Genomic DNA, 26,120 nt, shown 5'->3' on the forward strand with positions numbered 1-26,120 from the left:
CTACTTGAGGCCATGAGTGGTTATTCCGCGTTGTCCGCAACAAACTGATCGATCAGCCGCGCGCCGTAACCCGTCGCGCCCTTCTCGTGGGTCGCGCCCGGCTTATCCGACCACACCATGCCAGCGATGTCGCAGTGCGCCCACGCCACGCCCTTTTTAATGAAGCGCTGGAGGAATTGCGCCGCCGTGATCGAGCCTGCCCAGCGTCCACCGATGTTCTTCATGTCTGCAATCGGTGAGTTGATGAGCTTGTCATACTCTGGCCCAAGCGGCATCCGCCACAGCTTGTCATCGGTCGCTTTGCCAGCGGCAAGCAAGCCATCGGCAAGCGCATCGTCATTGGCAAACAGACCGCCGTGCTCATTGCCAAGCGCGACCATCATCGCACCGGTAAGCGTTGCAAAATCAACCACGTGCGCGGGGTCAAACTCTTCCTGTGCCCAGTGAAGCGCATCGCACAGCACAAGACGCCCTTCGGCATCGGTGTTGAGCACTTCGATTGTCTGGCCGCTCATGCTGGTGACCACGTCGCCGGGACGCTGAGCGTTGCCGTCGGGCATATTCTCAACCAATCCCATCACGCCCACGACATTGGCTTTCGCCTTGCGCGAGACGAGCGCGAGCATACCGCCCGCAACCGCGCCAGCGCCGCCCATGTCCCACTTCATATCTTCCATGCCGGGTGCTGGTTTGATCGAGATACCGCCCGTGTCGAAGGTTACGCCTTTGCCGACGAATACGCTCGGCTTGTCGCCTTCATTGCCGCCGTTCCATTTGATCGCAAGCAGCTTGGATTCGCGGCGTGAACCTTGTCCCACGCCGAGCAGCGCGCCCATGCCAAGCTCGGTCATTTCTTTCTCGCCAAGAACGATGATCTGTGCGCCCGTACCTTCGAAAGCTTCTTTACAAAGCTCAACGAAGCTCTCGGGGTAAACGATGTTTGCAGGCTCAGTCACGAGCTTCTTCGTAAACTCAACGCCGCGCGCAATCGCGGCCTGACGTTCCCAATCGGCGTCTGTGCCTTCGGGTGCGCCGACAACGTGAACGGTTTTCAGCGAGATTTGCTTGTCGCTGGCAAGCTTGGTGCGATATTTGTCATAGGCCCAGCTGCGCAGTTTCGCGCCCAGCAGAACCGCGCCCGCGTCTGCCGCCGAAAGATCCGCTTGCGACAGATCAAGGACCAGCGCCTCTTCGCCTGAGCGCAGATATTTAGCGATCACTGCGCCGCCTGCCTTTTCAAGGTTCAGGCGGCGATTGTCTGCGCCTTTCTCTCCTGCGCCAACCAAAGCGATGCGCGCAAAGGCATCGCCGCTCGCCGTGAAACCTTCGAACACCTGCCCCGGCGCGGCTTTGAAGCGCGAGCTTTCCGCTCCTTTGACCAAAGCTGTATCAAGCCCGTCTGGCATCGCACCCTTGTTGACGATTGTCGCTGTAAGGTTGATCTGCGAAGGCGCGGTGTTGGTAAACTCGATTTGCATGACTGCTCCGGCTGATTAAGCTTCTGAGAGGGCGGGGTGATTTGCGAAATTGATCACGGCTGATGAACAGCTGAGTGTGGGCAAAAGTTCCTCACGCCCCAAACCCGATTGCGATTAAGCGTGAGCGGTGCAATAGGCAAGCCATGGCGGCAAGTTTCAGCGTCAGGATGGAGCCTTTGTGGCGCGCGACAGGTGTGGCGACGCTGAGCCTTTGCGCGCTCAGCGCCCCTCTGGCTGCGCAGGATCAGACGGACAGCCCGCAAGAAACACCCATCGAGGATGTGGCAAGCGACGAGCCGATCACATTCGAGGCCGACAGCGTCGATTATGATTCGGGCCAGGAACGCATCACCGCGCGCGGCAATGTGATCTTGCGCAACAAGGACGCCAGCGTTCGCGCCGATGAGGTCGAATGGGACCGCACCACGGCGACTATCACTGCGCGCGGCAATGTGCGTTTCGTCGATCGCTCAGGCAATCAGATTTTCACCGAAACGGTGCAATTGAACGACGCCTTTGAAGCGGGCGAAATGGACGATCTGCTGCTTGCCCTTCGCACCGGCGGACGACTTGCTGCGCGCTCTGCTGAACGCGGCGAAGATGGTGTCGTATTGCTCAATGATGCGGCCTATTCCGCCTGCCCCGTCACTGATGAGGCAGGTTGCGAGCGCGACCCAAGCTGGCGCATCACCGCAAGCCGCATAAGCTATGACCCTGAACAAAGCCGCATCCGCTTCGATGGCGCTATGCTGGAGCTGTTCGGGGCTCGGCTGATCCCCCTGCCCGGCCTTGCGCTTCGCACCGATGGCGCTGCGGAAAGCGGATTTCTCATCCCCAACATCCGTTTTGATCAGGTCAACGGGCTTGAGGTGTCAGGCGAATATTATTGGCGCATGGCGGACAATAAAGAGCTGACGCTTGGCACTCATGTCTATACCGACGCAGCGCCTATGGCGCGCGCCCAGTTTCGCCACTTTACGGAAAAAGGTGCTTATCAAATAACGGGCTATGCGACGAACAGCCGGCGCGTGGCTAATTTCGGCGTTGCGCCCACGACCGAGAGCGATCCGCGCGGCTATCTTGCGGCCAATGGCCGCTTTATCTTCTCGCCGGAATGGAGCCTAACGGGCTCGATCCGCCTTGCCTCTGACCGCACTTTCCTGCGCCGTTATGACATCAGCCGCGATGACCGTTTGCGCTCGACAATCAATCTGGAGCGCATCGACGACAATTCCTATTTCAGCCTCGCCGGATGGGCGACCCAAACGCTGAGGATTGCGGCCGATCAGGGGCAGATCCCGCTCGCCGTCCCTGCGCTTGATTACCGTCAGAGGTTGGGGCGCGAAGTGTTGGGCGGCACGGTCGAATTTCAGGCTAACACCGTCGCCCTGATCCGCGACGAGGGACAGGACACGCAGCGCGCTTTTGCCGGGGCCAAATGGGATTTGAGCACGCTGACCGGACTTGGCCAGATGGTGACGCTAACCGGCCTTGTGCGCGGCGATGTGTACAACACCGAGGATACACTCTCGACCCTTACCCAGGTTTATCGCGGGAATGAAGGCTGGACCACCAGAGGCGTTGCCACCGCCGCTGTCGATGTCGAGTGGCCATTTGTGGGTGAGGCTTTCGGCGGCACGCAAGTTCTCACCCCAAGGGTCCAATTCGTCGCCAGCCCCAATATCCGCAATCTCGCCGTGCCAAACGAGGATGCGCGCGCAATCGACCTTGAGGATTCCAATCTCTTCGCGCTCAACCGCTTTTCCGGCTATGACCGGGTCGAAGACGGCGCGCGGGTCACATACGGCTTTGACTGGGAATTGAACCGTCCCGGCTGGCGGGTCAAAACCAATATCGGGCAAAGCTATCGCCTTACCAATGAGGAAGAGATTTTCCCCGATGGGACAGGCTTGTCGGACCGTTTCTCCGACTTCGTTGGCCGGACCGAGGTTCGCTATAAGAACTTTGTCTCCTTCACCCACCGTTTCCGCCTCGATAAAGACAATTTCGCGGTGCGCCGTAACGAGATTGACGCGACCATCGGATCGCAGCGCAACTATGTCGAGATTGGCTATCTGCGGCTCAATCGGAACATTCAAACCGTCGAAGATTTGAGCGACCGGGAAGAGGTGCGCGCGGCTGCGCGTGTGACCATTGGACGCAATTGGTCAGTCTTTGGCTCTGGCGTGTTCAACCTCACTAATGAAAACGAAGACCCGGTCTTTGCACCTGACGGATTTGAACCCATCCGCACGCGGCTTGGCATTGCCTATCGCGATGATTGCATCGAGTTTGGCGCAACCTGGCGGCGCGACTTCATCACCTTTGGCGATGCCGAACAGGGTAACTCTTTCCGCCTGTTTTTTGCCTTGCGCAATCTGGGCTTCAGATAAAGAGCGCGGGCGCGTTGGCAGTTTACAAAAAAGCCGTTAAAGAGCCTGACAAACACGCTCAGCCAGCGTTAAGCTGGCGATTTGTAGGAGGGGGCGAGATGGCAAAGGCGCCAATGGACGGGCGTCCTCGACAACGCCTCGGGCTTGGCGGGACATATTGGCCCACTCCTATGCAAACACACATTGAAATTTGATGCGAGATACCGGGATCAACATGGTGACCTTGAAGGCTTTTTCTACAATGCGCAGCTCTCTTCTGGCGCTTGGCGTCGCGGCGATGGCCGCCACAAGCCTGCCCGTCGCAGCGCCGCTTTCGGCACAAAACGCGAGCCCAGCGCCCCCCGCGCAAGCGCCCACCAACCCTTTTGGTCTGCCTGACAACATCAACCTGCTTGGCAGCAACAGCCCGAATGAACGCAGCGCGACCGCGATGGTCAATGGCTATGTCATCACCGGCACTGATATTGACCAGCGCGTGGCACTCGTCACCAATGCGTCCGATAACGAGATTGCGGGCGAGGAATTGCAACGCCTTCGTGCGCAAGTCTTGCGCAATCTGATCGATGAAACGATCAAGATTCAGGCGGCAGAGGCTCAGGAAATCGGCATTGAGAAAGCGCAGGTTGAGCAAACCTATAACCAACTCGCCGCGCAAAACTTCCCTGACAATCCAGCAGGGATGGACGCCTATCTCAAATCCATCGGTTCCTCCCCCGACGCGCTCAAACGCCAGATCGAAGGCGAGCTTGCATGGGACAATCTTATCCGCCGCAACATCAGCCCGTTCGTAAACGTCGCCGCTGAAGAAGTGACCGGAATTCTCGAACGGCTCGAAGCATCGCGCGGGACCGAAGAATATCGTCTCGGCGAAATTTACATGAGCGCAACCGATGAAAACCGCGAGGCGGTGATCCAGAATATGCAGCGCATTGTCGAGCAATTGCAGGCAGGCGGCAGCTTTGTCGCTTATGCGCGCCAGTTTTCGGAAGCCTCGACTGCGGTGACAGGCGGCGATACGGACTTCTTGCGCCTTGCCACACTGCCCGGCCCCATGGCCGAAGCGGTGCGCGGGATGCAGCCGGGCCAATTGGTCGGCCCCATCGCCATCCCCGGCGGCTACACCATCATCTATCTGATCGACAAACGTCAGGTCTTGATGGCCGATCCGCGCGACGCAGTGCTCAGCTTGAAACAGATTTCCATCGACCTTGCACCGGGTATCAGCGAAGCTGAAGCGACCGCTCAGATCGAGCAATTTGGCGAAGCCGTTCGCTCCATGCGCGGCTGTTCGAACGCGGATGAAGTGGCGCGCGCTATTGGTGCCTCGGTTGTTTCAAACCCGGAAATTCAGGTGCGCCAGTTGCCCGATCAATTGCAGAACATTCTGCTCAATTTGCAAGTTGGGCAAGCAACGCCCCCGTTTGGAACCGCTGATGACGGTGTGCGGGTGCTGATGCTGTGTGGACGCGATGACCCGCAGCAAGCCGGCGCGCCGACCTTCCAGTCGGTGATGAACTCAATTGAGGAAGAGCGCATCAACAAGCGCGCTCAGCGTTACCTGCGCGACCTGCGCAACGACGCATACGTTCAGTACAATTAAGGGCAGCGCGCGCAGGTGACAGCACTGCCGCTTGCCCTTTCACTAGGTGATCCTGCCGGGATCGGACCGGAGATAATCTTGGATGCCTACGCCGCGCTTTGCAGTGGTGAGCGGGCCTTCTTCGTGGTCGGCGGTTTTGACGTACTTCAAGCGTGTGCCAAATCTCGCGGGCATAGATTTCCGATTATCACGATTGGGGAGCCTTGCGAGGCGGGTGAAGCTTTCAGTGAAGGCTTGCCCGTGCTTGCCGGAGCCGATGCCAGCTACACCCCCGGCGCGCCCAATGACGAAGGCGCAGCGCTCGCAATGCACTCGCTTGCAGAAAGCGTGCGCTGCGTGCTGCTCGACCAGGCAAGCGGGGTGGTGACCGCTCCTGTCAGCAAAAGCCAGCTTGCGCGCGTCGGCTTCGATTTTCCGGGCCAGACCGAATTTCTTGCCAGCGTGTGCGGTCTTGCACCTGAAGACGCGGTGATGATGCTCGCAGGGCCCACCTTGCGCACAGTGCCCCTCACCGTGCACGTCGCTTTGTCTCAGGTCCCACGGCTGATCTCGCGTGAGTTGATCGAGCATAAGGCGGGCATTGTTGATGCAGGGCTCAGGCGTGATTTCGGCATTACCACTCCGCGCATCGCGATTTCCGGCCTCAACCCGCACAATGGCGAAGACGGCAAATTTGGCGACGAAGAGCCCAGCGTGATCGAACCCGCGATAGAGGCTCTGCGCGAGCGCGGCGTCGGCGCGTTTGGCCCTGTGCCAGCCGATGCCCTTTTCACCGCCCCCATCCGCCCAAGCTTTGATGCGGCGATCTGTATGTATCATGATCAGGCGCTCATTCCGATCAAGGCGCTGGAATTTGACGAGGGCGTCAATGTGACGCTGGGCCTGCCCATCATCCGCACCTCGCCTGACCATGGCACCGCTTTCGACATTGCGGGCACGGGAGAGGCGAACGCAGGGGCAATGCTTGCCGCGATCCGCATGGCGGGCGAAATGGCAAGAGCGCGGGCGAAGCTTTAAGTGACCACCCTCCCCCCCATCCGCGAAACCATCGCGCGCCACGGCCTTTCAGCAAGCAAGGCGTTGGGGCAGAACTTTCTGCTGGATGAGCAATTGCTTGATCGTATCGCGGCGCTTCCGGGCGACCTGTCAGGCGCGAGTGTCCTTGAAGTGGGCCCCGGGCCCGGCGGCCTTACCCGCGCTTTGTTGAGAGCGGGGGCGAATGTCACGGCGATTGAAATGGACGCGCGCTGCTTGCCAGCATTGGAGGAACTCTCCGACGCCTTTCCCGGTCAGCTAAGCGTCATTCAAGGCGATGCGATGAAGCTCGATCACTGTGAGATCATGCGTGGTGAGCCGTTCCACGTGCTCTCCAACCTGCCCTATAATGTCGGGACCGCTCTTTTCGTGCGGTGGCTGTCGGGTGACGAATGGTCACCCCAATGGCAATCCCTCACCCTCATGTTCCAACGCGAGGTGGCCGAGCGCATCGTCGCCAGCGCAGGCACATCCGCCTATGGCCGCCTAGCGGTACTGGCTCAGTGGCGAAGCAGTGCCAAGCTAGCGATGAAAGTCCACCGCAGCGCCTTTACCCCGCCGCCCAAAGTGATGAGCGCAATTGTCCATGTGACCCCCGGCGCGGCTCCTGAAGATGTCTCTGCAAGAATGCTAGAACGTCTGACCGAAGCCGCCTTTGGCCAGCGCCGCAAAATGCTGCGCCAGAGCCTTAAAGGCGTGCCCGGCGCGTTAGAAGCGCTGGAGGCAATCGGTATCGACCCCACACGCCGCGCAGAGACGGTAAGTGTTGAAGAGTTCGTGAAATTGGCACGCGCGCTAGGCACTCAACGTTAAGGGTTTTCCACTAAGCCATCGGCGTTGCCAAGGCATTACGGAAAGAACCGATGATTGAAACGAACAATATGATCGAAGGCCCTATCGAGTTCACAGCTGACATCGATATCGACCGCCCTGCAGCTGATGTGTTCCCTTTGATCGATGTGGCCAACCCACGCTTTCGCTCTGCGCAATCGGGAGCAATCGTTAAGCGCGTCGAAGGCACCGAAGATCGCTTCGAGATGGTCATCGAAGGCCTCGAAACCGTCTTCAAATTTCATGTGACCGAGCGGATTGAAGGCGAAAAACACGCGCTTATTTCCACAATGGAGCCTCAGCTGTTCGCACTGGCCAAATCAGTTGAAACCCATGAGATCGAGCCAACCAGTGACAGCTCGTGCAAAGTCACGCTCAAGACCTTCGCAACCTTCGACAGCGATCTTTCAATCGAACAGCTGGCAAGCGAAGCTGCCATGATGAGCCGCGCAGTGGTGAGCGAACTGGAGAAGCTCAAAACGCTTGCTGAAGAAGGCATGGAAGGCCTCAAGGCAATGGAAGATGCCGAAATGGGTTTCTGCTTCGATTTTGATTTGAACGACCTCGACGTCGATTGGGACGATATCGAGGCGCAGCATTAGGGGCCGCGCGCTTCAACCAATCCCGAGCGACCTGTATGACAGATACATCACCAGCGGCGCGGTAAGGACACTCATCGCGAGGCTCACCATCGTGCGGGCGCTGTCGCGCTCTCCACCTTCCGCATCTGCCGCTGCGCGATAGAGGAAGAATAGCGCAATGAAGGCACCCAAAGTGCCAAGCGCCAGAAAACTCCCTGTAACAAAAAGGTCGGCATCATACCCACCTGCGATGCCTCCCCCAAACGCAAACAGGGCCAGCACTGGAGCGACGAAGGTGAGCGCGACGACCATTCCCAACAAAGGCGCAAGCGGACTGAGCGAAAGCAGAATCAGCGCGCCATGGGCCGCAACCGAAAATTTAAGCTTACCCTTGGTCATCGCGCTTTTTCGAGGGTGCGAACCATTTCGGCGCGCTGGAGCATCAGGTCGAGCACCTCTGAATGCTGGGCTGCCCACTGCATAATGTTGGAAAACATGACAATTTCGATCCCTTCGACATCTTCCATCTGAATGCCATATTCATTGCTCAGCATATCCCAGGCGGCAGGCTCCACCGTCATTTTGGCAAATGGCAGGAACAGGTCGCGATGGCCGAATTTGAAAGGCTGGACCATTGCAAGGCTCAATCCCTCTTTGTGCACCCGAACGTGCACGGGAGGATGACGATAGGATTTAAGGTCGCCCGACAGATGCCCCCAGCGAGCGCCCGGCTGCGAAAGCCGAACCGCTCCCGCCATCCGTCTCGCCAAGGGCTTTGGCAGTGTCATCGCGCCGTAATGCCGCTCAAACTCACGCCAGCGCGAATAGCTGGCGCTCATGATGTAGAAGGCAATGCCGCCAAAAAAAGTAATGCTGAGCGCGCCGACAAACGCCAGGTATATCTGCTCGATAATCTCGCCCATGTGCACGCCTCCGGTGTCCGATGATCGCCCGCCGCAATCATCGCACACCGTAATCGCTTATGGTGGAGAAACGGTTTACCCCGCCTTCTTCAACGCTTCTTGGCTTCTTGGCGCCACTCATGCAGCAGCGGTTCGGTGTAGCCGGAGGGCTGTTCCACGCCTTTGAAGATCAAATCCTTGGCCGCCTGGAAAGCGGGGGCGTCCTCATTGCCGATGAGCGGTTGATAGGTGGGATCATTGGCGTTCTGCTCATCCACCTTGGCCGCCATGCGGGTAAGGCTGTCCATGATTTGCTCTTCGGTTACAACGCCGTGGAGCAGCCAGTTGGCGAGGTGCTGAGACGAAATGCGCAATGTGGCGCGGTCTTCCATCAGGCCAACATCGTTGATGTCCGGCACTTTGGAACAGCCAACCCCTGCATCGACCCAGCGCACAACATAGCCAAGAAGACCTTGGCAATTGTTGTCCAGTTCTTCGCGAAGCTCTTCATCCGACCAATTGGTGCCCTCTGCGAGAGGAATCGTGAGCAGCGCATCAAGCCCGGCGGGCTCTGGCAGATCCTTTTGAATGTCGAACACGTTCTCGCGATGATAGTGGATCGCGTGAAGCGTTGCAGCGGTGGGTGATGGCACCCATGCAGTGTTGGCACCAGCGCGAAGGTGGCCGATTTTCTGTTCCATCATGTCGGCCATCATGTCAGGCGCGGCCCACATTCCTTTACCGATCTGCGCCTTGCCCGAAAGACCGTGCTTGAGGCCAATCGCGACATTGCGCGCCTCGTAGGCACCAAGCCAGTCCGATCCCTTCATCGCGCCTTTGCGCATCATCGGGCCGGCCCGCATCGAGGTGTGGATCTCATCGCCCGTACGGTCGAGGAAGCCGGTATTGATGAATACAATCCGGTCCTTCACCGCCTCAATACACGCGGCAAGGTTGGCAGAGGTGCGGCGCTCTTCGTCCATCACGCCAACTTTGATCGTGTGACGGTTGAGGCCCAGCAGGTCTTCGACCGCGTTGAAAAGGTCATTGGTAAAGGCGCATTCTTCCGGCCCGTGCATCTTGGGCTTCACGATGTAGATAGAACCGTGTTTGGAGTTGCCGTATTTGGCGTGACCTTCGACATCCAAAGTACTGATCGCGCTAGTGAAAACAGCATCCATAATGCCTTCGGGCACTTCGCTTCCATCGGGAAGCAGGATCGCCGGGTTAGTCATCAAATGACCGACGTTGCGCACGAACATCAGGCTGCGACCGGAAAGGGTGTGCTCATTGCCTGAGCCGTCCTTGTAAGTCTTATTGCCGTTCAGCTTCCGGGTCAGAGTTTTGCCGCCTTTATCGAAGCTCTCCTCCAGATCGCCGCGAATAATGCCAAGCCAATTGGTGTAAGCGAGCAGCTTGTCCTCGCCATCGACCGCTGCGACAGAATCTTCGCAATCGGCAATCGTGGTGAGCGCCGCTTCAAGGTTGATGTCGGCAATGCCAGCTTTGTCGGTTTTGCCGATGGGGCTTTCCCGATCAAACACCACTTCGATGTGGAGGCCGTTGTTCTGGAACAGCAGACCCTTTTCGGTGTGGCCTACCCATTGGCTTTCGTCCTGAAGTTTACCGTCATGCTCGTCAGCGATGTCAGCCCAGCTTTGGTCCACCAGCGGGAGCGCTTCGTCCAAGAACTGCCGCCCGCGCGCGATCACTGCCGCGCCGCGCTCTTCGTCATAACCACCGGGACGAGCCGCTGGCGCATCGAGGGCATCGGTCCCATAGAACGCGTCATAAAGGCTACCCCAGCGCGCATTGGCCGCATTCAAGAGGAAGCGCGCGTTGAGGATCGGAACCACCAACTGCGGCCCCGCCATCGTCGCGATCTCTACATCGACATTTTTCGTGCCGATTTGAAAGTCATCTGGTTCTGGAACGAGGTAACCAATTTCCCGCAGGAACGCCTGATATTCGTCTGCATCGTGCGGCTTCCCTGCTCGCTCAATATGATAAGCGTCAATCTTGGCTTGCAGGTCGTCACGTTTTTCGAGGAGCGCTTTATTGCGCGGCGCATAGGTCGCGAGAAGGTCAGCGAACCCTTGCCAGAATGCATCTACATCCCGGCCCAAAGGCGCAAGAACTTGGGTTTCGAGAAGCTCGGCAAGTGGAGCGTCCACAGAAAGACCAGCGCGGGTGGTATAATTGTGCATATGTGTCCTCGAGATGCAGTCAAACTGATCCTGGGGAGGAGGACGTGAGCGCCCTATGGCGAAGCTCGCCACAGATTGCAATCCCACCTTTGCCCCGTGCCCTTGATAGTTACAGGGGCGCGGCCTAGACGGTTTCTTATGAAACCAATTACCCCTGCCGATTTCGATCAGGACGCAATGCTGGCTCAAGTGATTGCTTGGTCCAAAATCAACACCGGAACCGCCAATCTCGATGGCCTCGCGCGGCAGATTGACGTTTTGGCTGAGGCTTTTTCCGCGCTTCCGGGCGAGATTGAATATGTCGAGCCTGCGCCTGTCACCGTGGTCAACACGGCGGGCGAAGAGGTCGAAAAGCCCCACGGCAAGCACATGGTCCTGCGCGTTCGCCCCACGGCCAATCGCCGCATCCTGCTTACCGGACATATGGATACCGTCTTTCCCAAGGACTATTTCTTTCAGGATGTGACCTGGCTTGAAGATGGCGTTTTAGGCGGGCCCGGGGTTGCGGATATGAAGGGCGGAATCGCGGTGATGCTCCACGCGCTGATGGCGTTTGAGCGCGGCGCTGGATCGGGCTCGCTTGGCTATGATGTGCTGCTCAATTCAGATGAGGAGACAGGCTCGCTTGCAAGCGCCGATCTGATCGCAGAGTTGGCGCGCGGCAAACTCGCGGCGCTTACCTATGAACCAGCCGCGCTTCCCGATGGGACATTGGCCCACGCTCGCGGCGGCTCTGGGAATTATTCGGTGATTATTACCGGGCAATCGGCGCACGCTGGACGCAATCCCGATGATGGGCGCAATGCTATCGTTGCCGCGGCAGACCTGGCGGTGAAATTGAAGGCCATGCACTGCCCCGATATCTCGGTAAACCCTGCCAAGATTGAGGGCGGAAGCGCCAACAATGTCGTGCCCGACCACGCGATTCTGCGCTTTAACATCCGTCCGCAGTCAATCGAAGCGGGAGAAAAATTCGAGCGCGATCTTAAGGAGTTGGTTGCGCAAATTGAGAGAGCCCACGAGGTTTCCACCCATATCCACGGCGGGGTCAGCCGCCCGCCAAAGCCCGTTGATGACAAAGCGCAAAAACTCTTCGACCTTGTGCGCGAATGCGGGGAAGAACTGGGTCAAACAATCAAATGGAAGTCGACAGGCGGCGTGTGCGATGGCAACAATATCGCCGCTTGCGGGGTTCCGGTCGTGGACACCATGGGCGTTCGCGGGGGCTCTATCCATTCCCCGGAGGAATTTATGATCACCGACAGTCTGGCCGAACGCGCCGCTCTGTCTGCACGGGTGATCGGGCGACTTGATGAAGGGGCACTTTCTTGAGCTTTCGACTGCGGCCTGCGCGCCTTTCCGATCTTGAGCATTTGTATGAGATGGCAAAGCTTACCGGCGGCGGTTTCACAAACCTGCCCGCTGATCGCAATGCGTTGACAGCGAAGCTGACCGGTGCGGTCAAAGCGTTTGAGAATACCGGCGATGAGCTTGTCGATGAACAGTTCGTGCTGGTCCTTGAAGACACGAAATCAGGTTCGGTGCGCGGCACGTGTCAGTTGATGACCATGGTGGGCCAGCAATGGCCGTTCTACTCGTACCGCCTCAACACCCTCACCCAATACAGTCAGGAACTCGACCGCACGGTTCGCACCGAAATGCTCAATCTCGTCACCGATCTTGAGGGGTCGAGCGAGGTCGGCGGGCTGTTCCTTCACCCCAATGAACGCGCGGGCGGTCACGGGCTTCTGCTTGCGCGCAGCCGCTATCTCTTCATCGCGATGCACCGAAAACGGTTTGCCGACCGCGTCCTCGCAGAGCTTCGCGGCATCATCGACGAGCGGGGCGACAGCCCTTTTTGGGATAATGTCGCTGGGCGCTTTTTCGGGATGAGCTTTAACGAGGCAGATTATTTCAATGCGATCAACGGCAATCAATTCATCGCTGACTTGATGCCCAAGCACCCTGTTTATGTCGCCATGCTCGCCGAAGAAGCGCGCAAGGTGATTGGCGTGCCGCATCTGTCGGGACGTGCAGCGATGAAGATGCTGGAAAATGAGGGCTTCGCTTACGAAGGTTACATCGACATTTTCGATGGCGGCCCGACAATGACCGCGCGCACCGATCAGGTAACAAGCGTTAAAGACAGCGTTGCAGCCACAGTGACGAACATGGACGTCGCCGAAGGTGAGCGCGCTATTCTGGCGACGGGTACACTGTCCAACTTCCGCTCATGCTATGGCGCACGTGTTCTGGACGAGGATGGCGGGATCGCGATTGATGCAGCAGCCGCAGACACATTGGATGTTGCCGAAGGCGACACGGTATGGAGCGTTGCGCGCTAAGGCTTTCGAGGTTTTTCCAGCGCGATAACGGTGAAACTGGTCGCATATTCGCCCAGCACCGGCAGAGCCATTAGCGCATCGCCAATCGCTTTCTTCACGCCAGAATAGCCAAAGCCGGACCGCTCCAGCCGCGCGATCTCAAGACCAGCGTAAGCGACCATTTTGCGGAAATCTGCAATATCGAGCCCGTTGACATAGGCTTGTTCGGCAAAGCTTTCCCACTGCGTCCATTTGTTGGGCTTCTTCGTCCCGTCCGGGTTCAAATCCCAGTGACGCGGGACAAAGTCCGGGTTATCGTAAATTGCAGCCGCGGTGCGGAACATCGCTTTTTCACCAAAGAGCACGTGCGCCCAGGGCAGCGGGATAAGCGCCTCCATATGCGGACCCCATGGTCCCTTGAAAGGAAACCATTCAATGAGGACGCGCCCGCCCGGTCGCAGCACGCGGCTCCAATCGCAAAGGATGCTTTGCGGGTCCATCACGTGTTCAAGGCAATCGAAAGCCGCAATGAGATCGACGCTTTCGGCCTCAAGCGGGAGTCCTTGGACATCCCCTTCGATAAATCGGAGCGGTGTTGGTCCCTGCCCCTCTTGCTCAAGTCTCGCCTTGGCACACTCCAGCGCGGCGAGGTCAATATCAACTCCGGTGATTGATTTCGCGATGCCTTTGTCAGCGAGGAAAAAGCTCAGCTGCCCCGCCCCGCATCCGAAATCGAGCACGTCCCTGCCGACAAGCTCATCATCGCTGAAATGGCGCCAGCTTCTCGTGAGTGAGGCATCGCGCCACTCACCATATTCCTCCACGTCTGCCATCTTCGCCTCAGGCGGCGACATCAGACGCTTTGACAGCGCGGTGCAGATACGGGTCCGCAGATCGAAGGTTTGGCTGGCCATAGCGGGCGTTTATAGTGGACTTGTCCTAACGGTGATTTAAGGCTCGCCCCAAGGTTAGAAAGGACGTTTGGCGCATATGACTTCGCTTGTAGAAATCAATTTTGACGGTCTTGTCGGCCCCAGTCACAATTACGCAGGGCTAAGCCTTGGCAATATCGCGAGCGCTAGCCACAAAGGCGATCCTTCCTACCCGCGCGCAGCCGCGCTTCAAGGGATGGCGAAGATGCGACGGAATTTGAACGCGCTCGGCGTGCAGGGATTTCTGCTACCGCTGCCCCGCCCCAATCGCGCCCTTCAGGACGCGCTTTGCTTTGACGGTACCGAAGCAGCCGCCTTGCGTGCAGCCCCTTGGTCAGCGTCCAGTATGTGGACCGCCAATGCCGCGACCGTCTCTCCCGCTCCCGACACCGCCGATGGCAAATGCCACCTGACCCCGGCGAACCTGATCACCATGCTCCACCGCGCGCAGGAATGGCGCGACACCAAGGCTCAGCTCGACATTGCCTTTGGTAATAAGGACCACTTCACCGTTCACAATGCCGTCCCGCCAACCTTTGGCGATGAGGGCGCGGCGAACCACGGGCGCTTTTGCGAGAGCCATGGCGCACCCGGCGTAGAGCTCTTCGTCTACGGCAGACCCGGCGGCAAGTTCCCCGCGCGCCAGCATGAGCAAGCCAGCCGACTTGTCGCTCGCTCGCACGGCCTTAATCCCGACAAATGCGTCTTCATCGAACAAAACCCTGCCGCGATTGAAGCGGGGGCGTTCCACAATGATGTGGTAAGCGTGGTGAACGAGCGGGTGCTCTTCACCCATGAAGAAGCCTTCGCCAACCAGCAAGGCGCATACGAAGCGATCCGCGCCAAATTCCCCGCGCTGGAAGTGGTCGAAGTGCCATCGGCCAAGGTCACAATGGCTGAGGCGATCCGCACTTACCTTTTCAACGCGCAGCTTATCACCCTGCCCGATGGGTCGATGAACCTTATCGTCCCCGAAGAATGTCGCGAGAGCGCATCTGTCTGGGCCTATTGCGAAGAGATGATGGCGTCCAACGGTCCCATCCGCGAAGTCGTGCCCGTTGATGTGCGCCAATCGATGGCCAATGGCGGCGGCCCTGCGTGCCTTCGCCTTCGCGTGGTGTGCGATCCGGCAACGGTCGATCCGCGTTTCCTTTTGGATGAAGCGAAAGCCGACCAAATGGAGAAGGTCATCGCCGAGCATTGGCCCGAACAGATTGATCCCGCTGACATTGGCGATGAAGCGCTTGCCAAGACGGTCATCAAGGCGCGGGTGGCACTGCTCGACGCCCTCGACTTAGGGGTTCTTGCTTAGTTTTCCCTCAGCTCATCGCGAAAGACAGTTAACGCAATTGCGCCGCCTTGTCGGGTGGGTTTACACTGCTTGCGTCATTAACCTTTGGAAGCCCCAGCTTTGCGCCCTTGGCACGAGGCTTGCTGATAAATGAGGGCACTGAGGAGTAACTATGCTGACCAAGTTCGCGCGACTGTTTGTGATCAAGAACCGCTTTGAAGCGTTCGCGATCATTTACGCGCTTGCTTTGGGGGCGACCAACCGCGGCATGGTCTATCTGGAAACCTTTCCGCCCTATTGGCGTGAAGCGCTCTTCCTCGCCGCGTGCCTCGCTGTGATGATGGGCGGCGCGGCCATTCTGGATTCGCTCAAGACGAAAAAAGAGCTTGAGGAATTGAAAGCGCAGCTGGCCGCAAAAGAGAGCGGTACGGGCAAGTGACGCCTACTTGCTAAGCGGATCGACGATCACCGCTTCACCGTTTTCGTCATATTCAGGCAGCAGCGCAATATCCTCTGCATTGTCGACCACAAGCGTCACTTGCTTGCGCCGACGATCAAGCCGCGCGCCGACAAAAACGGGGGTGAGGCGCGGCTGCCCACGCACGACGACCCGGCGATTGCGGAAATAGGAGCGCAGGCGCGGCAGGGTTGCCTCGATCTGCTCAACCTCACCGTCGCGTTCAACGAGGATCCCTTTGCCATCGCCAGCCTCTTGCGCCTCGGTCCCGATTTTCGGAGCGAGCAGGTCCTTGGTGTTGAGGATGTCGGTAAAAGTCGCTTTGTCGAGCTCGATCACTACCACTTCCGGACTGCGCCCGGCCACGCGGTTGCGGGTGCGTCCGCCCACGCCTGAACCAAAGCTTGTGTCTATGCCAGCAGAGGCAAACAGCTCCAGCTCAACCAGAGCGGAGGAATCCGCGACGATATTGTGAAGCTCAAACTTGTCGCCAACCGCACGCACTTCGGCGACATCCATGATCAGCGCCATGTCGCCTGATGCATCGCTGGAGCGTTTGCGCGCTGCGATCTGGAACCGGCGCGGCTCAAGGCAATCGACCGAGCAGATGTCACGCAGACGGTCGAGATATTGCTGATAGCTCTCCGCTTTGGCGGATGCAGGTGCAAGGAGCATGAAGGCCGAGGTAGCAGCGACAAACAAGAGGGGTTTGAGCACGGGTTTCCTCTCCTAAAAATGGTGGGGGTTTCTGTTGCTAGCTACCCCCGGAGCCCCGGAATCCGCTTCTGTTGCCCGGTGGGTCCAACCGCGCATAGGCTTTGTAAGATCAGGCCGTTAGGCCGTCAGGTTACGCAGCGATTGCGAGTGCTTCGTTATCGTTTGCACTTATAAAGATGAACAGTTTTACGGGGTTTTCAGCCCGGGCAAAAACTACGCTTTTCAGTCCACGTCGATCCTAGTTCGGCCCCGTCAAAAAGCGCTGAAATCAGCGGTTTATGGTGGAGCCGCCGGGTACTGCCCCCGGGTCCGTTGTACCTATTGCACGCAGCAATTTATCGCCATAGTCGGTTGCCCGACACGCCCTATATAGGGATGCGTGCATTAATGTGAAGTGAGCGCGTGATCGCCTCAGCCCGAAACCGGAGCGGCGTTTGGGCCAGAGTTTGGAGCACCGCCTGTCCCCTCCCCGCGCATTTCGGCGAGGATTTTCTTCAGCACGTCGAGTTGCGGGTCGGTGGGAATGTCTTCTTGTTTGGTGCTATCCTCTGACTCGCCCTGCTTTTCCTGCATTTCGTCAATCACCCGGTTCACTGTCTTCAAAAGCAGGAACAGAGCCCCGGCGACGATCAAGAAATTGACAAGCTGCGTCAGAAAATCGCCGTAGCCGAGCATGGCGACGCCCGCTTCTTTAAGCTCGGCGTAATTGGTGAGGCTGCCCGAATATCCTTCAGGAACCGCGCCCAATTGAATGAAATAATTCGAGAAATCGACATCCCCGAAAATCCACCCGATCAGCGGCATGATGATGCTTTCGGTCAAGGAGGTGACGATCTTACCAAAGGCCGCCCCAATCACGACCCCGATAGCCAGATCGAGCACATTGCCGCGCGCAATGAATTTGCGAAATTCTGCGATGAAATTCAAAGGAGTTCTCCTGCTTCCGATATTCTGTTTCAAACTGATATCGCAAGCAGAGAGTTCCCTTTTTTGTTGCCCCCGGCTCAAATGACGGGGCGATGCGTGCTTACTTTTTCAAAGCGTCTCGAATTTCGATCAGCAAGTCGATCTCGCTAGGGCCTGCGGGCGCGTCTTCTGCGGGCTCTTCAGGCTTTTCCATCGCGGCCTTCACCTTGTTGGCATAACGCACCAGCAAGAAGATGATGAAAGCCAGAATAATGAAATTGATGATCGTAGTGATCAGCGCGCCGTAACCGATCATCGCTGCGCCCGCTTCTTTCAATGCGGCATAGTCGGTCAACGAGCCTTCATAGCCTTCTGGTGCGGACAAGAGGATGAATTGCGAGGAGAAATCCGCACCGCCAAAGATGTATCCTACAATCGGCATGATCACATCGCCAGTGAGCGAAGCGACGATTGTCCCAAAAGCGCCCGCGATAATGACCGCGACGGCCAGTTCCATGACATTGCCCTTGGCAATGAATTCCTTGAACTCGTTTAACATTGTGATCCCCATTTTACGTTTGTGAACGCTGCCTCTTACTGGCAACACCCGTGTTGCAACGAGCGCGTAACAAGTCTTTGCATAACTTGAAACGAATGCACAGGTGCCCTACATGGGCAATACACATGATTTTCGCTGCTGAGGCGTGCTGGCTGACGCAGTTGTTTGGAAGGGAAACCCATGAATTTTCGGACATTCGGGCGCGGTTTTGTCGTTGCCGCCATTTCATTGACGCTGGCCGCTTGCGGTATCAACTCCGTCCCCACGGCCGAGGAAGAAGCCAAGGCGAAATGGGCCGATGTTGAAGCGCAATTCCAACGCCGTGCCAACCTCATCCCCAACCTTGCCGAAGTGGCACAAGGCGCGGCTGAGAACGAGCGCGCCATCCTTACCGAAGTGACTGAGGCGCGGGCCAAGGCAACCAGCGTCCAGATTTCCGCCGATAACCTTGGTGATGAGGCGGCAATGGAAGAATTTGCTGCGGCTCAAAGCCAGCTTGGCGCGGGGCTTGGCCGCCTTCTGGCAAGCTTTGAAGCTTACCCGCAAATTCAATCGAACCAGAACTTCCTCGCGCTGCAAAGTCAGCTGGAAGGCACGGAAAACCGCATCGCCGTCGCCATTCGCGACTACAATGAGGCGGTGCGCAAATATAACACCACGATCCGCACCTTCCCCGATACGATCGGTGCAAACATCATCCACGGCGCAGAGCCGCTGGCACCCTATAGCGCTGTTACCGAAGGCGCCGAGGTTGCCCCGACGCTTGATATGACGTCGAACTAAGCATGAAGCTTGGTGGGGAGTTCATCGGCATGGCTGCGCTTGCCCTCGCGGCTTGCTCAGCAAGTGTGGAGAGTGCCCCAGCAGGCGATGAGGCAGTAGGCGCGTCCCCTGCATTGGAACTAACCGGGCGAGTTGTGGACGCGGCGGATATCCTCTCGCCCGACTACGAAACCGCGCTCACCGACAAATTGGAAGAGCTTGAAGAAAGGACGCTTGTGCAGCTCGTGGTGGCAACCACTCCGGACCTGAAGGGCCACGAGATTGAAGACTATTCGTTCGATCTCGCAAACGCGTGGGGCCTAGGTAGTGCAGAGCGCAAGGACGGCTTGTTGCTGCTGGTCGCACCAAATGAGCGCAAGGTCCGGATTGAGGTTGGTCTTGGCCTAGAAGCGAGCGTAAAGGACGAAGAGGCCGCGCACATCATCCGCACAGCTATCCTCCCAAGTTTCAGGGATAGCGACTACGAGGCAGGTATTGACGCAGGCGTCGATGGCCTCATCGCTGAAGTCACGCCCTATGAATTGAAAGAAGCTGCATGAAGCGTCTCGCGCTCCTCTTTGCTGCGCTGATCGCGCTCATCGCGTCTCCGGCCCTCGCCCAGCCGGAATTTCCCGCGCTCACGGGCCGTGTGGTTGATACCGCTGACATCATCCCTGCTGATGTTGAGGCTCAGCTCACCGCTAAGCTCGAAGCGCTTGAAACGCAGTCCCAGCGTCAGTTGGTCGTCACAACTGTGCCCGACCTTCAAGGGTATGAGATCGCCGACTATGGCTATCAACTCGGGCGCGAATGGGAGCTTGGCGATGCAGAGCGGAATGATGGCGCGCTGCTGATCGTGGCGCCCAATGACCGCAAGGTGCGCATTGAGGTGGGCTATGGCCTTGAAGGCTATCTCACCGATGCGCTGTCCTCATTGATCATCCAGAACGAAATCCTACCACGCTTTCGCGATGGCGATATGCCGGGCGGGATTGCTGCCGGGACCGATGCGATCATCTCGCAATTGATGCTTCCGCCAGAAGAGGCCGCGCGCGTGGCGCAAGAGGCGAGCGAAACCCGCCAAAGCGACGGCGGCTTCCCGTTTGGTTTCCTTATCTGGATCGGCTTCATGTTCTTCTTCTTCGTGCTGCCTATCATCAGGGGTAGTCGGCGCAGGCGGAAGTATCGCTCCAAGGGCAAAGGGCCGTGGGGCAAGCGCCGCGACGATGATGATGACGACGACGGAATGGGCGTGGTCGGCAATATCATCCTGTGGGAAATCGGCTCAGCTATCGCTCGCGGTGCTATGAGCGGCGGCGGTGGCGGATCAAGCTGGGGCGGCGGTGGAGGCGGCTTTGGCGGCGGCTTTTCCGGAGGTGGCGGCTCATTTGGGGGCGGCGGCGCCTCAGGAGGCTGGTAAGCCATGGCCTATCTGAATGAAGATCAGCACAAGATTGTCTCAAACGCAGTCAAAGAGGCGGAACTCTCCACCTCCGGCGAGATCGTAACCGTTCTGGCCGACCGCTCCGATGGTTATACTGATGTCGCGCTCTGGTGGGCCCTCGGCCTCAGCTTCACCGTGATGAGCCTGTTTGCAGCCTTCCCCTCACCCTTCCTTGACCTCTGGGACGCTCTTATCGGCGGGTGGAGCCATGAGTGGACCACGGGCGAGCTTGCCAGCATGACGATCGGCTTGGGGCTTCTTACATTCCTTATCGCTCTGGGCGCGCAGCAATGGCAGCCCTTGAAGTTCTTCATGATCCCCAATCCTGTCAAAACAGCGCGCGCGCATGAACAGGCGATCAAGCACTTCAAAGTGGGCGCAGAACGGCGCACAGCGGGCGCAACGGGCGTGCTCATCTACCTTTCCATGCGCGAACACCGCGCGGAGATCGTCGCCGACGACAGCATCGCGGAGAAGGTCAATCCCGAGGTTTGGGGCGAGGCGATGGGCGATATGATCGTGCGCATCCGCAAGGGCCAAGTGGCCGAAGGCATGGCCGCAGGGGTGCGCGACGTTGGTTTTATCCTTGCTGAGCATTTCCCGCGCGGCGAGAATGACGAAAACGAGTTGCCCGACCGCTTGATTGAGGTCTAAGCCACGTGGCTCATATGAGCCATTCAAATTATACAAGAGACGCAGACGCCGACCTGCCGGAGGAAATCCGGTGGGAGGGCAAATTCATCGCCGCCAAAACGCGCGGCCGCTGGGAATATGTCGGGCGCACGCGCGGAATCAAAGCCGCCGCAATCATCGCAATTGACGAAGATGCAGACGGCAAACGCCACGTAATTTTGGTGAGCCAATACCGCGTACCCTTGAGCCGCTTTTGCCTCGAAATCCCCGCTGGCCTTGTTGGCGATGATGATGGCGCAGAGGGCGAGCTAGCGACCGATGCCGCCGCTCGCGAACTGGAAGAAGAAACCGGCTATAAAGCGGGCAAATTGGAAGTGCTGGGCGAGTTTTACTCCTCTCCCGGCATGGTGTCCGAATGTTTCACTCTGCTTCGTGCGAGCAAGCTTGAAAAGGTCAGCGACGGCGGCGGATTGCCGGACGAGAATATCACCGTACACCGCGTGGCATTAGACAAACTGTCTGATTTTGTTGCCAAATGGCGCGAAGCGGGCCACGGCGTCGATGTGCGCATCGCGATGCTGCTAACGCCGGAATATCTGGGAGAGAAATTGAAATGAAAAAACGCTGCGAAGGAAAATTGGCCCTCGTTACTGGCGCTGCCCAGGGACTTGGCGCAGCGCACGCGACGTTGCTTGCAAGAGAAGGCGCGCGCGTGCTTTGCACTGATATCAACGGTCAGGGAGCCGAGGATACTGCGGCGCGCATCAATTCAGAATGCGGCGTTGGCCATGCGCATGGCATTGCTCACGATGTGACTGACCCCGAGCAATGGGAGCGGGCGGTCGATACCGCGCGCGAGGAAATCGGCGGGCTCAATGTGCTCGTCAACAACGCTGGGATTGGTGTTCCGGGCAACATCGAAGATTGCGACTTTGGCGATTGGCAGCGCTGCTTTTCTGTCAATGTCGACAGCATTTTTCACGGCTGTCAAAAGGCCCTGCCCCTGATGCGCGAACACGCGCCGGGCTCGATCATCAATATCTCAAGCATCGCAGGGCTCATCGCAAGCGACACCATGCCCGCTTATAACGCGTCGAAAGCGGCCGTTTGGATGCTGTCCAAATCCATCGCGCTCCACTGTGCGAAGAAAAACATGGATATTCGCTGCAACTCGATCCACCCGACCTTTGTCGATACACCGATCCTTGATGGAACGGCCAAATCGGCTCAGCTCGACAAAGACGTTCTGTTGGAGAAACTCGCACGGCAAATCCCGCTGAAGTTCGTGGGCGAACCCAATGATATTGCGAGTGCGGTGGTCTATCTTGCGAGCGATGAAAGCCGTTTCATGACCGGCGCAGAGCTGAAACTGGATGGCGGTATTTCGGCGATGTGATTGGACTGCTATAGGTCCGGTGTCAAAAGGGGGGATTTCATGATCAACACGCCTTGCGCCAGATCGAAGCGCGCCGTGATGCCGTGGTTTTTGATGGCTTGTCTTGCTTTCGCGTTTGCGTTTGCGATGGCTTCGTCTGCCTTTGCGCAATCGGGCACTCCTGCCGGCCATTACTCGATCGCTGCATCCGCCTATGAGAACGGCAAATACACCGCTGCTCGCAGAGGATACCAGCGCGCGTGCGATGGTGGATATGCATGGGGTTGCACTGATTGGGCAGCGATGTTGCGAAAAGGCGAAGGCGGTTCTGTCGACCTTCCCGCTGCCCGGCGCGCCTACAGCCGTGCGTGTGACGGCCAAAATTCGGTTGGCTGCACCAGTTTGGGCGTCATGCTCAATAACGGCGAAGGGGGCCCTGCTGACCTTCCCGCAGCACGAGGCGCCTATGATCGCGGATGCGGCATAGGAAGTGCGCAAGCCTGTTATTATCTCGGTCGAATGCTCGGCTTTGGCAGGGGTGGCGCAGTCGATATTCCTGCGGCTCGCAATTCTTTCAAAAAGGCGTGCGAGCAACGCCATGCGGATGGGTGCTTCACTTTTGGGACAATGCTCTACACTGGCGAAGGTGGCCCCGCTGACCTTCCCGCAGCGCGAAACGCATTCGATAGCGCGTGCAAGCGAGGCAACGCGCAAAGCTGCACCAATATTGGCCTGATGCACACCAGAGGCGAAGGCGGTCCCGAAGACTGGGCGGCTGCGCGAGTTGTTCTCAAGCCTGCTTGCGATGGAGGCGATGCGCTTGGGTGCCACAATCTGGCCCGCGCCATGTATTTTGGCAGAGGCGGAGCGGCTGATCTGAACGCAGCGCGAATTTTGTTCAAGCAAGGCTGCGATGGCGCGATTGCAACAAGCTGTGCGAATTTGGGGCTGATGCTAGTCAATGGAGAGGGCGGTCCGGTTGATTTACCCAAAGCGCGGATCGCATTGCAGAGCGCTTGCGAGGCTGGCGAGAAGGCCGCTTGCGATGCGCTTGAGAAGGTGGCGCAGTAATCGCCTTTCGCATTAAGGAATGACAAAAGAGTGCCAAGTATGAGAAATGCGACCGAGCAAAACAGAGCGCTGATTTCCAAAGCATTTGAGGGATTGGCCAAAGGCGACCCCTCTCATTTCATGCCGCTGTTTGATGAGAGCATTGAATGGCGGGTTGTTGGTTCCAGCGCATGGTCGAAACGCGCGGTTGGCCTGGATGCCGTCGTCAGGGATCTTGTCGAACCGCTTTTTGCCCGATTTGCTGGTCCCTATCTTACCACCCCAGAACTGATTATTGCAGACGGCGAGCACGTGGCAGTTCAGGCAAAAGGCAATGCCGAAACCCTTGAGGGCGTGCGATATGACAATGAGTACTGCTTCGTTTTCACTTTGAAGGGGGGCAAGATCATCAAGGTCGTCGAATATATGGACACTATTCTTGCTGATCGCGCGCTTGGAACTGGGGATTGACCAGCAGGGGCACGCAATAAAAGGGGCCGTGGGAAGAGGCCCCTTTGCTGGGTGCGGGTCAGCGGTTCATCAGTCAGCGATAAGCGCAATCGCGAGGTAGATCAGGATCGGGAAACCGATACCGAGCAGCACCGCTGCGACAAATCCGATGCGCCAGATCAGAGCATCAACACCCGACCAATTGGCCAGCCCTGAGCACACGCCAAACAGCTTGCCATTGGTCTTATCCAGACGAAAACCGCCGCCTGCGGGGGGTTGGCTATTATTGTTGGTTAGATTGCTCATGCAAGGGCTCCTATAATCGAAAGTGCTGCGTCGGGTGAGAGGGTCATGGGGTTAGTGGGCGATGGGTTGGCGGCGAAATGGCCTGCCACCAAAATCACGGCGATCAATACGGCTCCAGCGCTGGCCATCACCCGGGCCGCCTTTGTGCTGGAAAGATCGAAGAACGAATACATTATCCTATCCTGTTAGCGGGAAGTGCGAAAAGCGTTTGGCTCAAGCGATCGGGCCTTACGCAAGTGGAGTGGCTGGGATCATCGCATAGGCAGAAGCGATCACGCCGGTGGTCAACATCAAGCTGAAGACAGCTGAGAAGACGCGGGTTTTGGTTTCATCGGTAAACATGAGAGGGGGCCTTTCTTGGGATGGGGTTAAACAATTGCTGGGCTTGCTGGTACGATGGCGTAAGCGAACAGGGTTGCTGACAAAACGATCGAGAGAGCGGCAGCAGCGAGGCGGTTTGCAGTGTTGGTGACAGTCATTTTTGATCTCCTGATTTAAAGTCTTGGTTCGATTTCCCGGCTCATCCGGGGGACACAAAAGACGTTGCAGGAGGCGTGCCAAACTTGAAAAATGGCGGAATTCTGCGGTTTACATCAAGTTACAACCATTACGCCCCGTTCAGCTTTCCGAAAGGTTGGGATTTTTTACCAAGAGTTAGGATCGTTGATTTTGCGCGCATCAAGGCTGTGTTTTCGCACCGCCCCTGCTAGGCGTTTTGCCAGCTATGGCGCTTTCAAAAATCACCTTGCAGAATTTCCGCAACCACGTCGCAAGCGAGCTTGGTGAAACCGCGCACTTCAACTTGCTGGTGGGCGAAAATGGCGCTGGCAAAACCAATGTCCTGGAAGCAATTTCGCTACTTGCGCCGGGACGCGGTCTGAGGCGCGCGAACTTGGGCGAGCTGGCGCTCAAGGCAACACCTGATGCAGAGGCGGGTGCGTTCGCTATTGGAGCGACCTTGGTCGAGCAGGGTCAGACATCGGCGCGCATTGGCACCTATACCGAAAATCATCGCCCCACCCGCCGCCTTGTGCGGATCAATGGGGCTGAGGCGAAATCCTCTGCTTTGAGTGAATGGCACGCAGTGGCTTGGCTTACCCCGTCGATGGATGGCCTTTTCACTGACAGCGCGGGCGCACGGCGGCGTTATATGGATCGTATGGCGCTGGCGATTGAACCTACCCACGCCCGCCACGTTAGCCAGCTTGAAACCGCGCTGCGAGAACGCAACCGCCTGCTCGAAGAACGCAGCGACGCGCGATGGCTCGATGCTATCGAAGCGCAGGCGGCCCAGCACGGCAGCATGGTGGCCGGGACGCGTGCTAAACTGGTTGCGCGCCTGTCTGATGAGCTTTCCGCCCTGCCCGCAGAACCCTTCGCGCGCCCTATCCTCACCTATCGCCCCGGCGGCCCGATGGGACCGGAAGAACTGCTGGCCGAATTTGCCAGAGCGAGGCCCCGCGACAGAGCCGCTGGACGGGCGCTCACCGGGCCGCACAGGGATGAGTTGGAGGTGGTGATGGCGCAGGCTGACCGCTCACCCGGTCCTCCAGCCGCTTCTTGCTCCACCGGAGAGCAAAAGGCGATGCTGATCGCGATCACGCTGGCTCATGGCACTCTTGCCTCGTCTGGGCGGCCAAGCGTGCTTTTACTGGATGAAGTCGCCGCGCACCTTGATCCAGTGCGGCGTAAAGCTCTGTTCGACCGCCTGCGCGCTGGAAAGGCGCAAGTCTGGATGACCGGAACCGAGCTTGCGCCCTTTGCCGATATTGAAGAGGAAGCGGCAATCTGGCGGGTGAGTGGCGGGACGTTGGAGCGGCTGTGATCTCCTGCGAAAGCAGGAGTCCAGCTTCAGGCTCGGGAGATAGGCTCCTGCTTTCGCAGGAG

General features: G+C 58.1%; 29 protein-coding genes and 1 other RNA gene. 18 read left to right on the forward strand and 12 right to left on the reverse strand.

The features are described from left to right. Positions 1–20: 20 nt before the first annotated feature. Positions 21–1,478: a leucyl aminopeptidase gene (locus INR77_RS12285; RefSeq protein WP_223071322.1), complete on the reverse strand. Its 1,458-nt coding sequence runs from the start codon at positions 1,476–1,478 to the stop codon at positions 21–23. Between the two features lie 143 nt (positions 1,479–1,621). Between INR77_RS12285 and INR77_RS12290 the strand changes: the two genes are divergently transcribed. From INR77_RS12290 to INR77_RS12310, 5 genes are all read left to right on the forward strand, one after another. Beyond that, complete coding sequence (locus INR77_RS12290) at positions 1,622–3,871, forward strand: LPS-assembly protein LptD (RefSeq protein ID WP_255573774.1); 2,250 nt, start codon at positions 1,622–1,624, stop codon at positions 3,869–3,871. A gap of 241 nt (positions 3,872–4,112) precedes the next feature. After that, entirely contained in the window at positions 4,113–5,471 is a 1,359-nt protein-coding gene (locus INR77_RS12295; RefSeq protein ID WP_223071323.1) for a peptidylprolyl isomerase, read from the forward strand. Positions 5,472–5,486: 15 nt separating this feature from the next. After that, a complete protein-coding gene (pdxA, locus tag INR77_RS12300; protein WP_223071324.1) occupies positions 5,487–6,488 on the forward strand; it encodes a 4-hydroxythreonine-4-phosphate dehydrogenase PdxA in 1,002 nt (333 codons plus the stop codon). Further along, a complete protein-coding gene (gene rsmA, locus INR77_RS12305; RefSeq protein WP_223071325.1) occupies positions 6,489–7,319 on the forward strand; it encodes a 16S rRNA (adenine(1518)-N(6)/adenine(1519)-N(6))-dimethyltransferase RsmA in 831 nt (276 codons plus the stop codon). A gap of 50 nt (positions 7,320–7,369) precedes the next feature. Then, on the forward strand, positions 7,370–7,939 hold the full coding sequence (locus INR77_RS12310; protein WP_223071326.1) for a hypothetical protein: 570 nt from the start codon (positions 7,370–7,372) through the stop codon (positions 7,937–7,939). A 12-nt stretch (positions 7,940–7,951) separates the two neighbouring features. On the opposite strand, the gene INR77_RS12315 is transcribed toward INR77_RS12310, so the two are convergent. From INR77_RS12315 to INR77_RS12325, 3 genes are all read right to left on the reverse strand, one after another. Continuing rightward, complete coding sequence (locus tag INR77_RS12315; protein WP_223071327.1) at positions 7,952–8,317, reverse strand: hypothetical protein; 366 nt, start codon at positions 8,315–8,317, stop codon at positions 7,952–7,954. Beyond that, the gene (locus tag INR77_RS12320) at positions 8,314–8,841 is read right to left on the reverse strand and encodes a hypothetical protein (RefSeq protein WP_223071328.1); all 528 of its coding nucleotides are present in this window, start codon (positions 8,839–8,841) and stop codon (positions 8,314–8,316) included. The genes INR77_RS12315 and INR77_RS12320 overlap by 4 nt, the downstream gene beginning before the upstream one ends. A gap of 89 nt (positions 8,842–8,930) precedes the next feature. Further along, complete coding sequence (locus tag INR77_RS12325) at positions 8,931–11,027, reverse strand: malate synthase G (protein ID WP_223071329.1); 2,097 nt, start codon at positions 11,025–11,027, stop codon at positions 8,931–8,933. 138 nt (positions 11,028–11,165) lie between these two features. On the opposite strand from INR77_RS12325, the gene INR77_RS12330 reads away from it, so the two are divergent. Further along, on the forward strand, positions 11,166–12,359 hold the full coding sequence (locus tag INR77_RS12330) for a hydrolase (RefSeq protein ID WP_223071330.1): 1,194 nt from the start codon (positions 11,166–11,168) through the stop codon (positions 12,357–12,359). Then, positions 12,356–13,372 (forward strand): arginine N-succinyltransferase, encoded by a 1,017-nt coding sequence (locus tag INR77_RS12335; RefSeq protein WP_223071331.1) that lies wholly within the window; start codon positions 12,356–12,358, stop codon positions 13,370–13,372. Before INR77_RS12330 ends, INR77_RS12335 begins: the two co-directional genes overlap by 4 nt. On the opposite strand, the gene INR77_RS12340 is transcribed toward INR77_RS12335, so the two are convergent. Then, positions 13,369–14,265 (reverse strand): bifunctional 2-polyprenyl-6-hydroxyphenol methylase/3-demethylubiquinol 3-O-methyltransferase UbiG, encoded by an 897-nt coding sequence (locus INR77_RS12340; RefSeq protein WP_223071332.1) that lies wholly within the window; start codon positions 14,263–14,265, stop codon positions 13,369–13,371. The two genes, INR77_RS12335 and INR77_RS12340, sit on opposite strands and share 4 nt — an antisense overlap. Positions 14,266–14,341: 76 nt before the next feature. On the opposite strand from INR77_RS12340, the gene INR77_RS12345 reads away from it, so the two are divergent. Beyond that, complete coding sequence (locus INR77_RS12345; protein ID WP_223071333.1) at positions 14,342–15,595, forward strand: N-succinylarginine dihydrolase; 1,254 nt, start codon at positions 14,342–14,344, stop codon at positions 15,593–15,595. A gap of 151 nt (positions 15,596–15,746) precedes the next feature. Then, positions 15,747–16,013 carry a hypothetical protein gene (locus INR77_RS12350; RefSeq protein WP_223071334.1) on the forward strand — a complete coding sequence of 89 codons (267 nt, stop codon included), beginning with the start codon at positions 15,747–15,749 and terminating at the stop codon, positions 16,011–16,013. A gap of 3 nt (positions 16,014–16,016) precedes the next feature. On the opposite strand, the gene INR77_RS12355 is transcribed toward INR77_RS12350, so the two are convergent. The 4 genes from INR77_RS12355 to mscL (INR77_RS12370) all read right to left on the reverse strand — a co-directional run bounded on the left by INR77_RS12355 (position 16,017) and on the right by mscL (INR77_RS12370) (position 18,213). Further along, complete coding sequence (locus tag INR77_RS12355; protein ID WP_223071335.1) at positions 16,017–16,748, reverse strand: hypothetical protein; 732 nt, start codon at positions 16,746–16,748, stop codon at positions 16,017–16,019. A gap of 56 nt (positions 16,749–16,804) precedes the next feature. Beyond that, positions 16,805–17,146, reverse strand: a transfer-messenger RNA (tmRNA) gene (gene ssrA / locus INR77_RS12360). 13 nt (positions 17,147–17,159) lie between these two features. Beyond that, positions 17,160–17,675, reverse strand: a complete 516-nt coding sequence (gene mscL / locus INR77_RS12365; protein WP_223071336.1) for a large conductance mechanosensitive channel protein MscL — start codon at positions 17,673–17,675, stop codon at positions 17,160–17,162. Positions 17,676–17,775: 100 nt separating this feature from the next. Beyond that, complete coding sequence (gene mscL / locus INR77_RS12370; RefSeq protein ID WP_223071337.1) at positions 17,776–18,213, reverse strand: large conductance mechanosensitive channel protein MscL; 438 nt, start codon at positions 18,211–18,213, stop codon at positions 17,776–17,778. A 180-nt stretch (positions 18,214–18,393) separates the two neighbouring features. Between mscL (INR77_RS12370) and INR77_RS12375 the strand changes: the two genes are divergently transcribed. From INR77_RS12375 to INR77_RS12410, 8 genes are read left to right on the forward strand one after another with little or no spacing between them, the layout of a single operon-like run. Then, positions 18,394–18,996, forward strand: a complete 603-nt coding sequence (locus INR77_RS12375; protein ID WP_223071338.1) for a LemA family protein — start codon at positions 18,394–18,396, stop codon at positions 18,994–18,996. Between the two features lie 2 nt (positions 18,997–18,998). Continuing rightward, a complete protein-coding gene (locus tag INR77_RS12380) occupies positions 18,999–19,535 on the forward strand; it encodes a YgcG family protein (protein WP_255573775.1) in 537 nt (178 codons plus the stop codon). Continuing rightward, entirely contained in the window at positions 19,532–20,395 is an 864-nt protein-coding gene (locus tag INR77_RS12385) for a YgcG family protein (protein WP_223071339.1), read from the forward strand. The genes INR77_RS12380 and INR77_RS12385 overlap by 4 nt, the downstream gene beginning before the upstream one ends. A gap of 3 nt (positions 20,396–20,398) precedes the next feature. Then, positions 20,399–21,073, forward strand: a complete 675-nt coding sequence (locus tag INR77_RS12390) for a TPM domain-containing protein (protein ID WP_223071340.1) — start codon at positions 20,399–20,401, stop codon at positions 21,071–21,073. Positions 21,074–21,087: 14 nt separating this feature from the next. Further along, positions 21,088–21,669 carry an NUDIX hydrolase gene (locus tag INR77_RS12395; RefSeq protein WP_223071341.1) on the forward strand — a complete coding sequence of 194 codons (582 nt, stop codon included), beginning with the start codon at positions 21,088–21,090 and terminating at the stop codon, positions 21,667–21,669. Then, complete coding sequence (locus INR77_RS12400) at positions 21,666–22,448, forward strand: SDR family oxidoreductase (protein ID WP_223071342.1); 783 nt, start codon at positions 21,666–21,668, stop codon at positions 22,446–22,448. Before INR77_RS12395 ends, INR77_RS12400 begins: the two co-directional genes overlap by 4 nt. A 39-nt stretch (positions 22,449–22,487) precedes the next feature. Then, positions 22,488–23,498, forward strand: a complete 1,011-nt coding sequence (locus INR77_RS12405; protein ID WP_223071343.1) for a tetratricopeptide repeat protein — start codon at positions 22,488–22,490, stop codon at positions 23,496–23,498. Between the two features lie 39 nt (positions 23,499–23,537). Further along, positions 23,538–23,948 (forward strand): nuclear transport factor 2 family protein, encoded by a 411-nt coding sequence (locus INR77_RS12410; protein WP_223071344.1) that lies wholly within the window; start codon positions 23,538–23,540, stop codon positions 23,946–23,948. Between the two features lie 69 nt (positions 23,949–24,017). On the opposite strand, the gene INR77_RS12415 is transcribed toward INR77_RS12410, so the two are convergent. From INR77_RS12415 to INR77_RS12425, 3 genes are all read right to left on the reverse strand, one after another. Continuing rightward, positions 24,018–24,233 carry a PspC domain-containing protein gene (locus tag INR77_RS12415; RefSeq protein ID WP_223071345.1) on the reverse strand — a complete coding sequence of 72 codons (216 nt, stop codon included), beginning with the start codon at positions 24,231–24,233 and terminating at the stop codon, positions 24,018–24,020. Next, complete coding sequence (locus INR77_RS12420) at positions 24,230–24,406, reverse strand: hypothetical protein (RefSeq protein WP_223071346.1); 177 nt, start codon at positions 24,404–24,406, stop codon at positions 24,230–24,232. Before INR77_RS12420 ends, INR77_RS12415 begins: the two co-directional genes overlap by 4 nt. A gap of 195 nt (positions 24,407–24,601) precedes the next feature. Further along, the gene (locus INR77_RS12425; protein ID WP_223071347.1) at positions 24,602–24,712 is read right to left on the reverse strand and encodes an enoyl-CoA hydratase; all 111 of its coding nucleotides are present in this window, start codon (positions 24,710–24,712) and stop codon (positions 24,602–24,604) included. A gap of 245 nt (positions 24,713–24,957) precedes the next feature. Here INR77_RS12425 and recF point away from each other — a divergent pair, with 245 nt between their 5' ends. Beyond that, the gene (gene recF, locus INR77_RS12430; protein WP_223071348.1) at positions 24,958–26,058 is read left to right on the forward strand and encodes a DNA replication/repair protein RecF; all 1,101 of its coding nucleotides are present in this window, start codon (positions 24,958–24,960) and stop codon (positions 26,056–26,058) included. The last annotated feature ends 62 nt before the right edge of the window (positions 26,059–26,120 follow it).

Source organism: Erythrobacter sp. SCSIO 43205, assembly GCF_019904235.1.
Classification (GTDB): domain Bacteria; phylum Pseudomonadota; class Alphaproteobacteria; order Sphingomonadales; family Sphingomonadaceae; genus Erythrobacter.

What these genes read in the sequence shown, in the direction of transcription:
- INR77_RS12285 (WP_223071322.1), bottom strand. Translation starts at nt 1,478, where the DNA reads ATGCAAATCGAGTTTACCAACACCGCGCCTTCGCAGATCAACCTTACA.
- INR77_RS12290 (WP_255573774.1), top strand. Translation starts at nt 1,622, where the DNA reads ATGGCGGCAAGTTTCAGCGTCAGGATGGAGCCTTTGTGGCGCGCGACA.
- INR77_RS12295 (WP_223071323.1), top strand. Translation starts at nt 4,113, where the DNA reads ATGCGCAGCTCTCTTCTGGCGCTTGGCGTCGCGGCGATGGCCGCCACA.
- INR77_RS12310 (WP_223071326.1), top strand. Translation starts at nt 7,370, where the DNA reads ATGATTGAAACGAACAATATGATCGAAGGCCCTATCGAGTTCACAGCT.
- INR77_RS12315 (WP_223071327.1), bottom strand. Translation starts at nt 8,317, where the DNA reads ATGACCAAGGGTAAGCTTAAATTTTCGGTTGCGGCCCATGGCGCGCTG.
- INR77_RS12320 (WP_223071328.1), bottom strand. Translation starts at nt 8,841, where the DNA reads ATGGGCGAGATTATCGAGCAGATATACCTGGCGTTTGTCGGCGCGCTC.
- INR77_RS12325 (WP_223071329.1), bottom strand. Translation starts at nt 11,027, where the DNA reads ATGCACAATTATACCACCCGCGCTGGTCTTTCTGTGGACGCTCCACTT.
- INR77_RS12330 (WP_223071330.1), top strand. Translation starts at nt 11,166, where the DNA reads ATGAAACCAATTACCCCTGCCGATTTCGATCAGGACGCAATGCTGGCT.
- INR77_RS12340 (WP_223071332.1), bottom strand. Translation starts at nt 14,265, where the DNA reads ATGGCCAGCCAAACCTTCGATCTGCGGACCCGTATCTGCACCGCGCTG.
- INR77_RS12345 (WP_223071333.1), top strand. Translation starts at nt 14,342, where the DNA reads ATGACTTCGCTTGTAGAAATCAATTTTGACGGTCTTGTCGGCCCCAGT.
- INR77_RS12350 (WP_223071334.1), top strand. Translation starts at nt 15,747, where the DNA reads ATGCTGACCAAGTTCGCGCGACTGTTTGTGATCAAGAACCGCTTTGAA.
- mscL (WP_223071337.1), bottom strand. Translation starts at nt 18,213, where the DNA reads ATGTTAAACGAGTTCAAGGAATTCATTGCCAAGGGCAATGTCATGGAA.
- INR77_RS12375 (WP_223071338.1), top strand. Translation starts at nt 18,394, where the DNA reads ATGAATTTTCGGACATTCGGGCGCGGTTTTGTCGTTGCCGCCATTTCA.
- INR77_RS12380 (WP_255573775.1), top strand. Translation starts at nt 18,999, where the DNA reads ATGAAGCTTGGTGGGGAGTTCATCGGCATGGCTGCGCTTGCCCTCGCG.
- INR77_RS12385 (WP_223071339.1), top strand. Translation starts at nt 19,532, where the DNA reads ATGAAGCGTCTCGCGCTCCTCTTTGCTGCGCTGATCGCGCTCATCGCG.
- INR77_RS12390 (WP_223071340.1), top strand. Translation starts at nt 20,399, where the DNA reads ATGGCCTATCTGAATGAAGATCAGCACAAGATTGTCTCAAACGCAGTC.
- INR77_RS12395 (WP_223071341.1), top strand. Translation starts at nt 21,088, where the DNA reads ATGAGCCATTCAAATTATACAAGAGACGCAGACGCCGACCTGCCGGAG.
- INR77_RS12400 (WP_223071342.1), top strand. Translation starts at nt 21,666, where the DNA reads ATGAAAAAACGCTGCGAAGGAAAATTGGCCCTCGTTACTGGCGCTGCC.
- INR77_RS12405 (WP_223071343.1), top strand. Translation starts at nt 22,488, where the DNA reads ATGATCAACACGCCTTGCGCCAGATCGAAGCGCGCCGTGATGCCGTGG.
- INR77_RS12410 (WP_223071344.1), top strand. Translation starts at nt 23,538, where the DNA reads ATGAGAAATGCGACCGAGCAAAACAGAGCGCTGATTTCCAAAGCATTT.
- INR77_RS12415 (WP_223071345.1), bottom strand. Translation starts at nt 24,233, where the DNA reads ATGAGCAATCTAACCAACAATAATAGCCAACCCCCCGCAGGCGGCGGT.
- INR77_RS12420 (WP_223071346.1), bottom strand. Translation starts at nt 24,406, where the DNA reads ATGTATTCGTTCTTCGATCTTTCCAGCACAAAGGCGGCCCGGGTGATG.
- INR77_RS12425 (WP_223071347.1), bottom strand. Translation starts at nt 24,712, where the DNA reads ATGACTGTCACCAACACTGCAAACCGCCTCGCTGCTGCCGCTCTCTCG.
- recF (WP_223071348.1), top strand. Translation starts at nt 24,958, where the DNA reads ATGGCGCTTTCAAAAATCACCTTGCAGAATTTCCGCAACCACGTCGCA.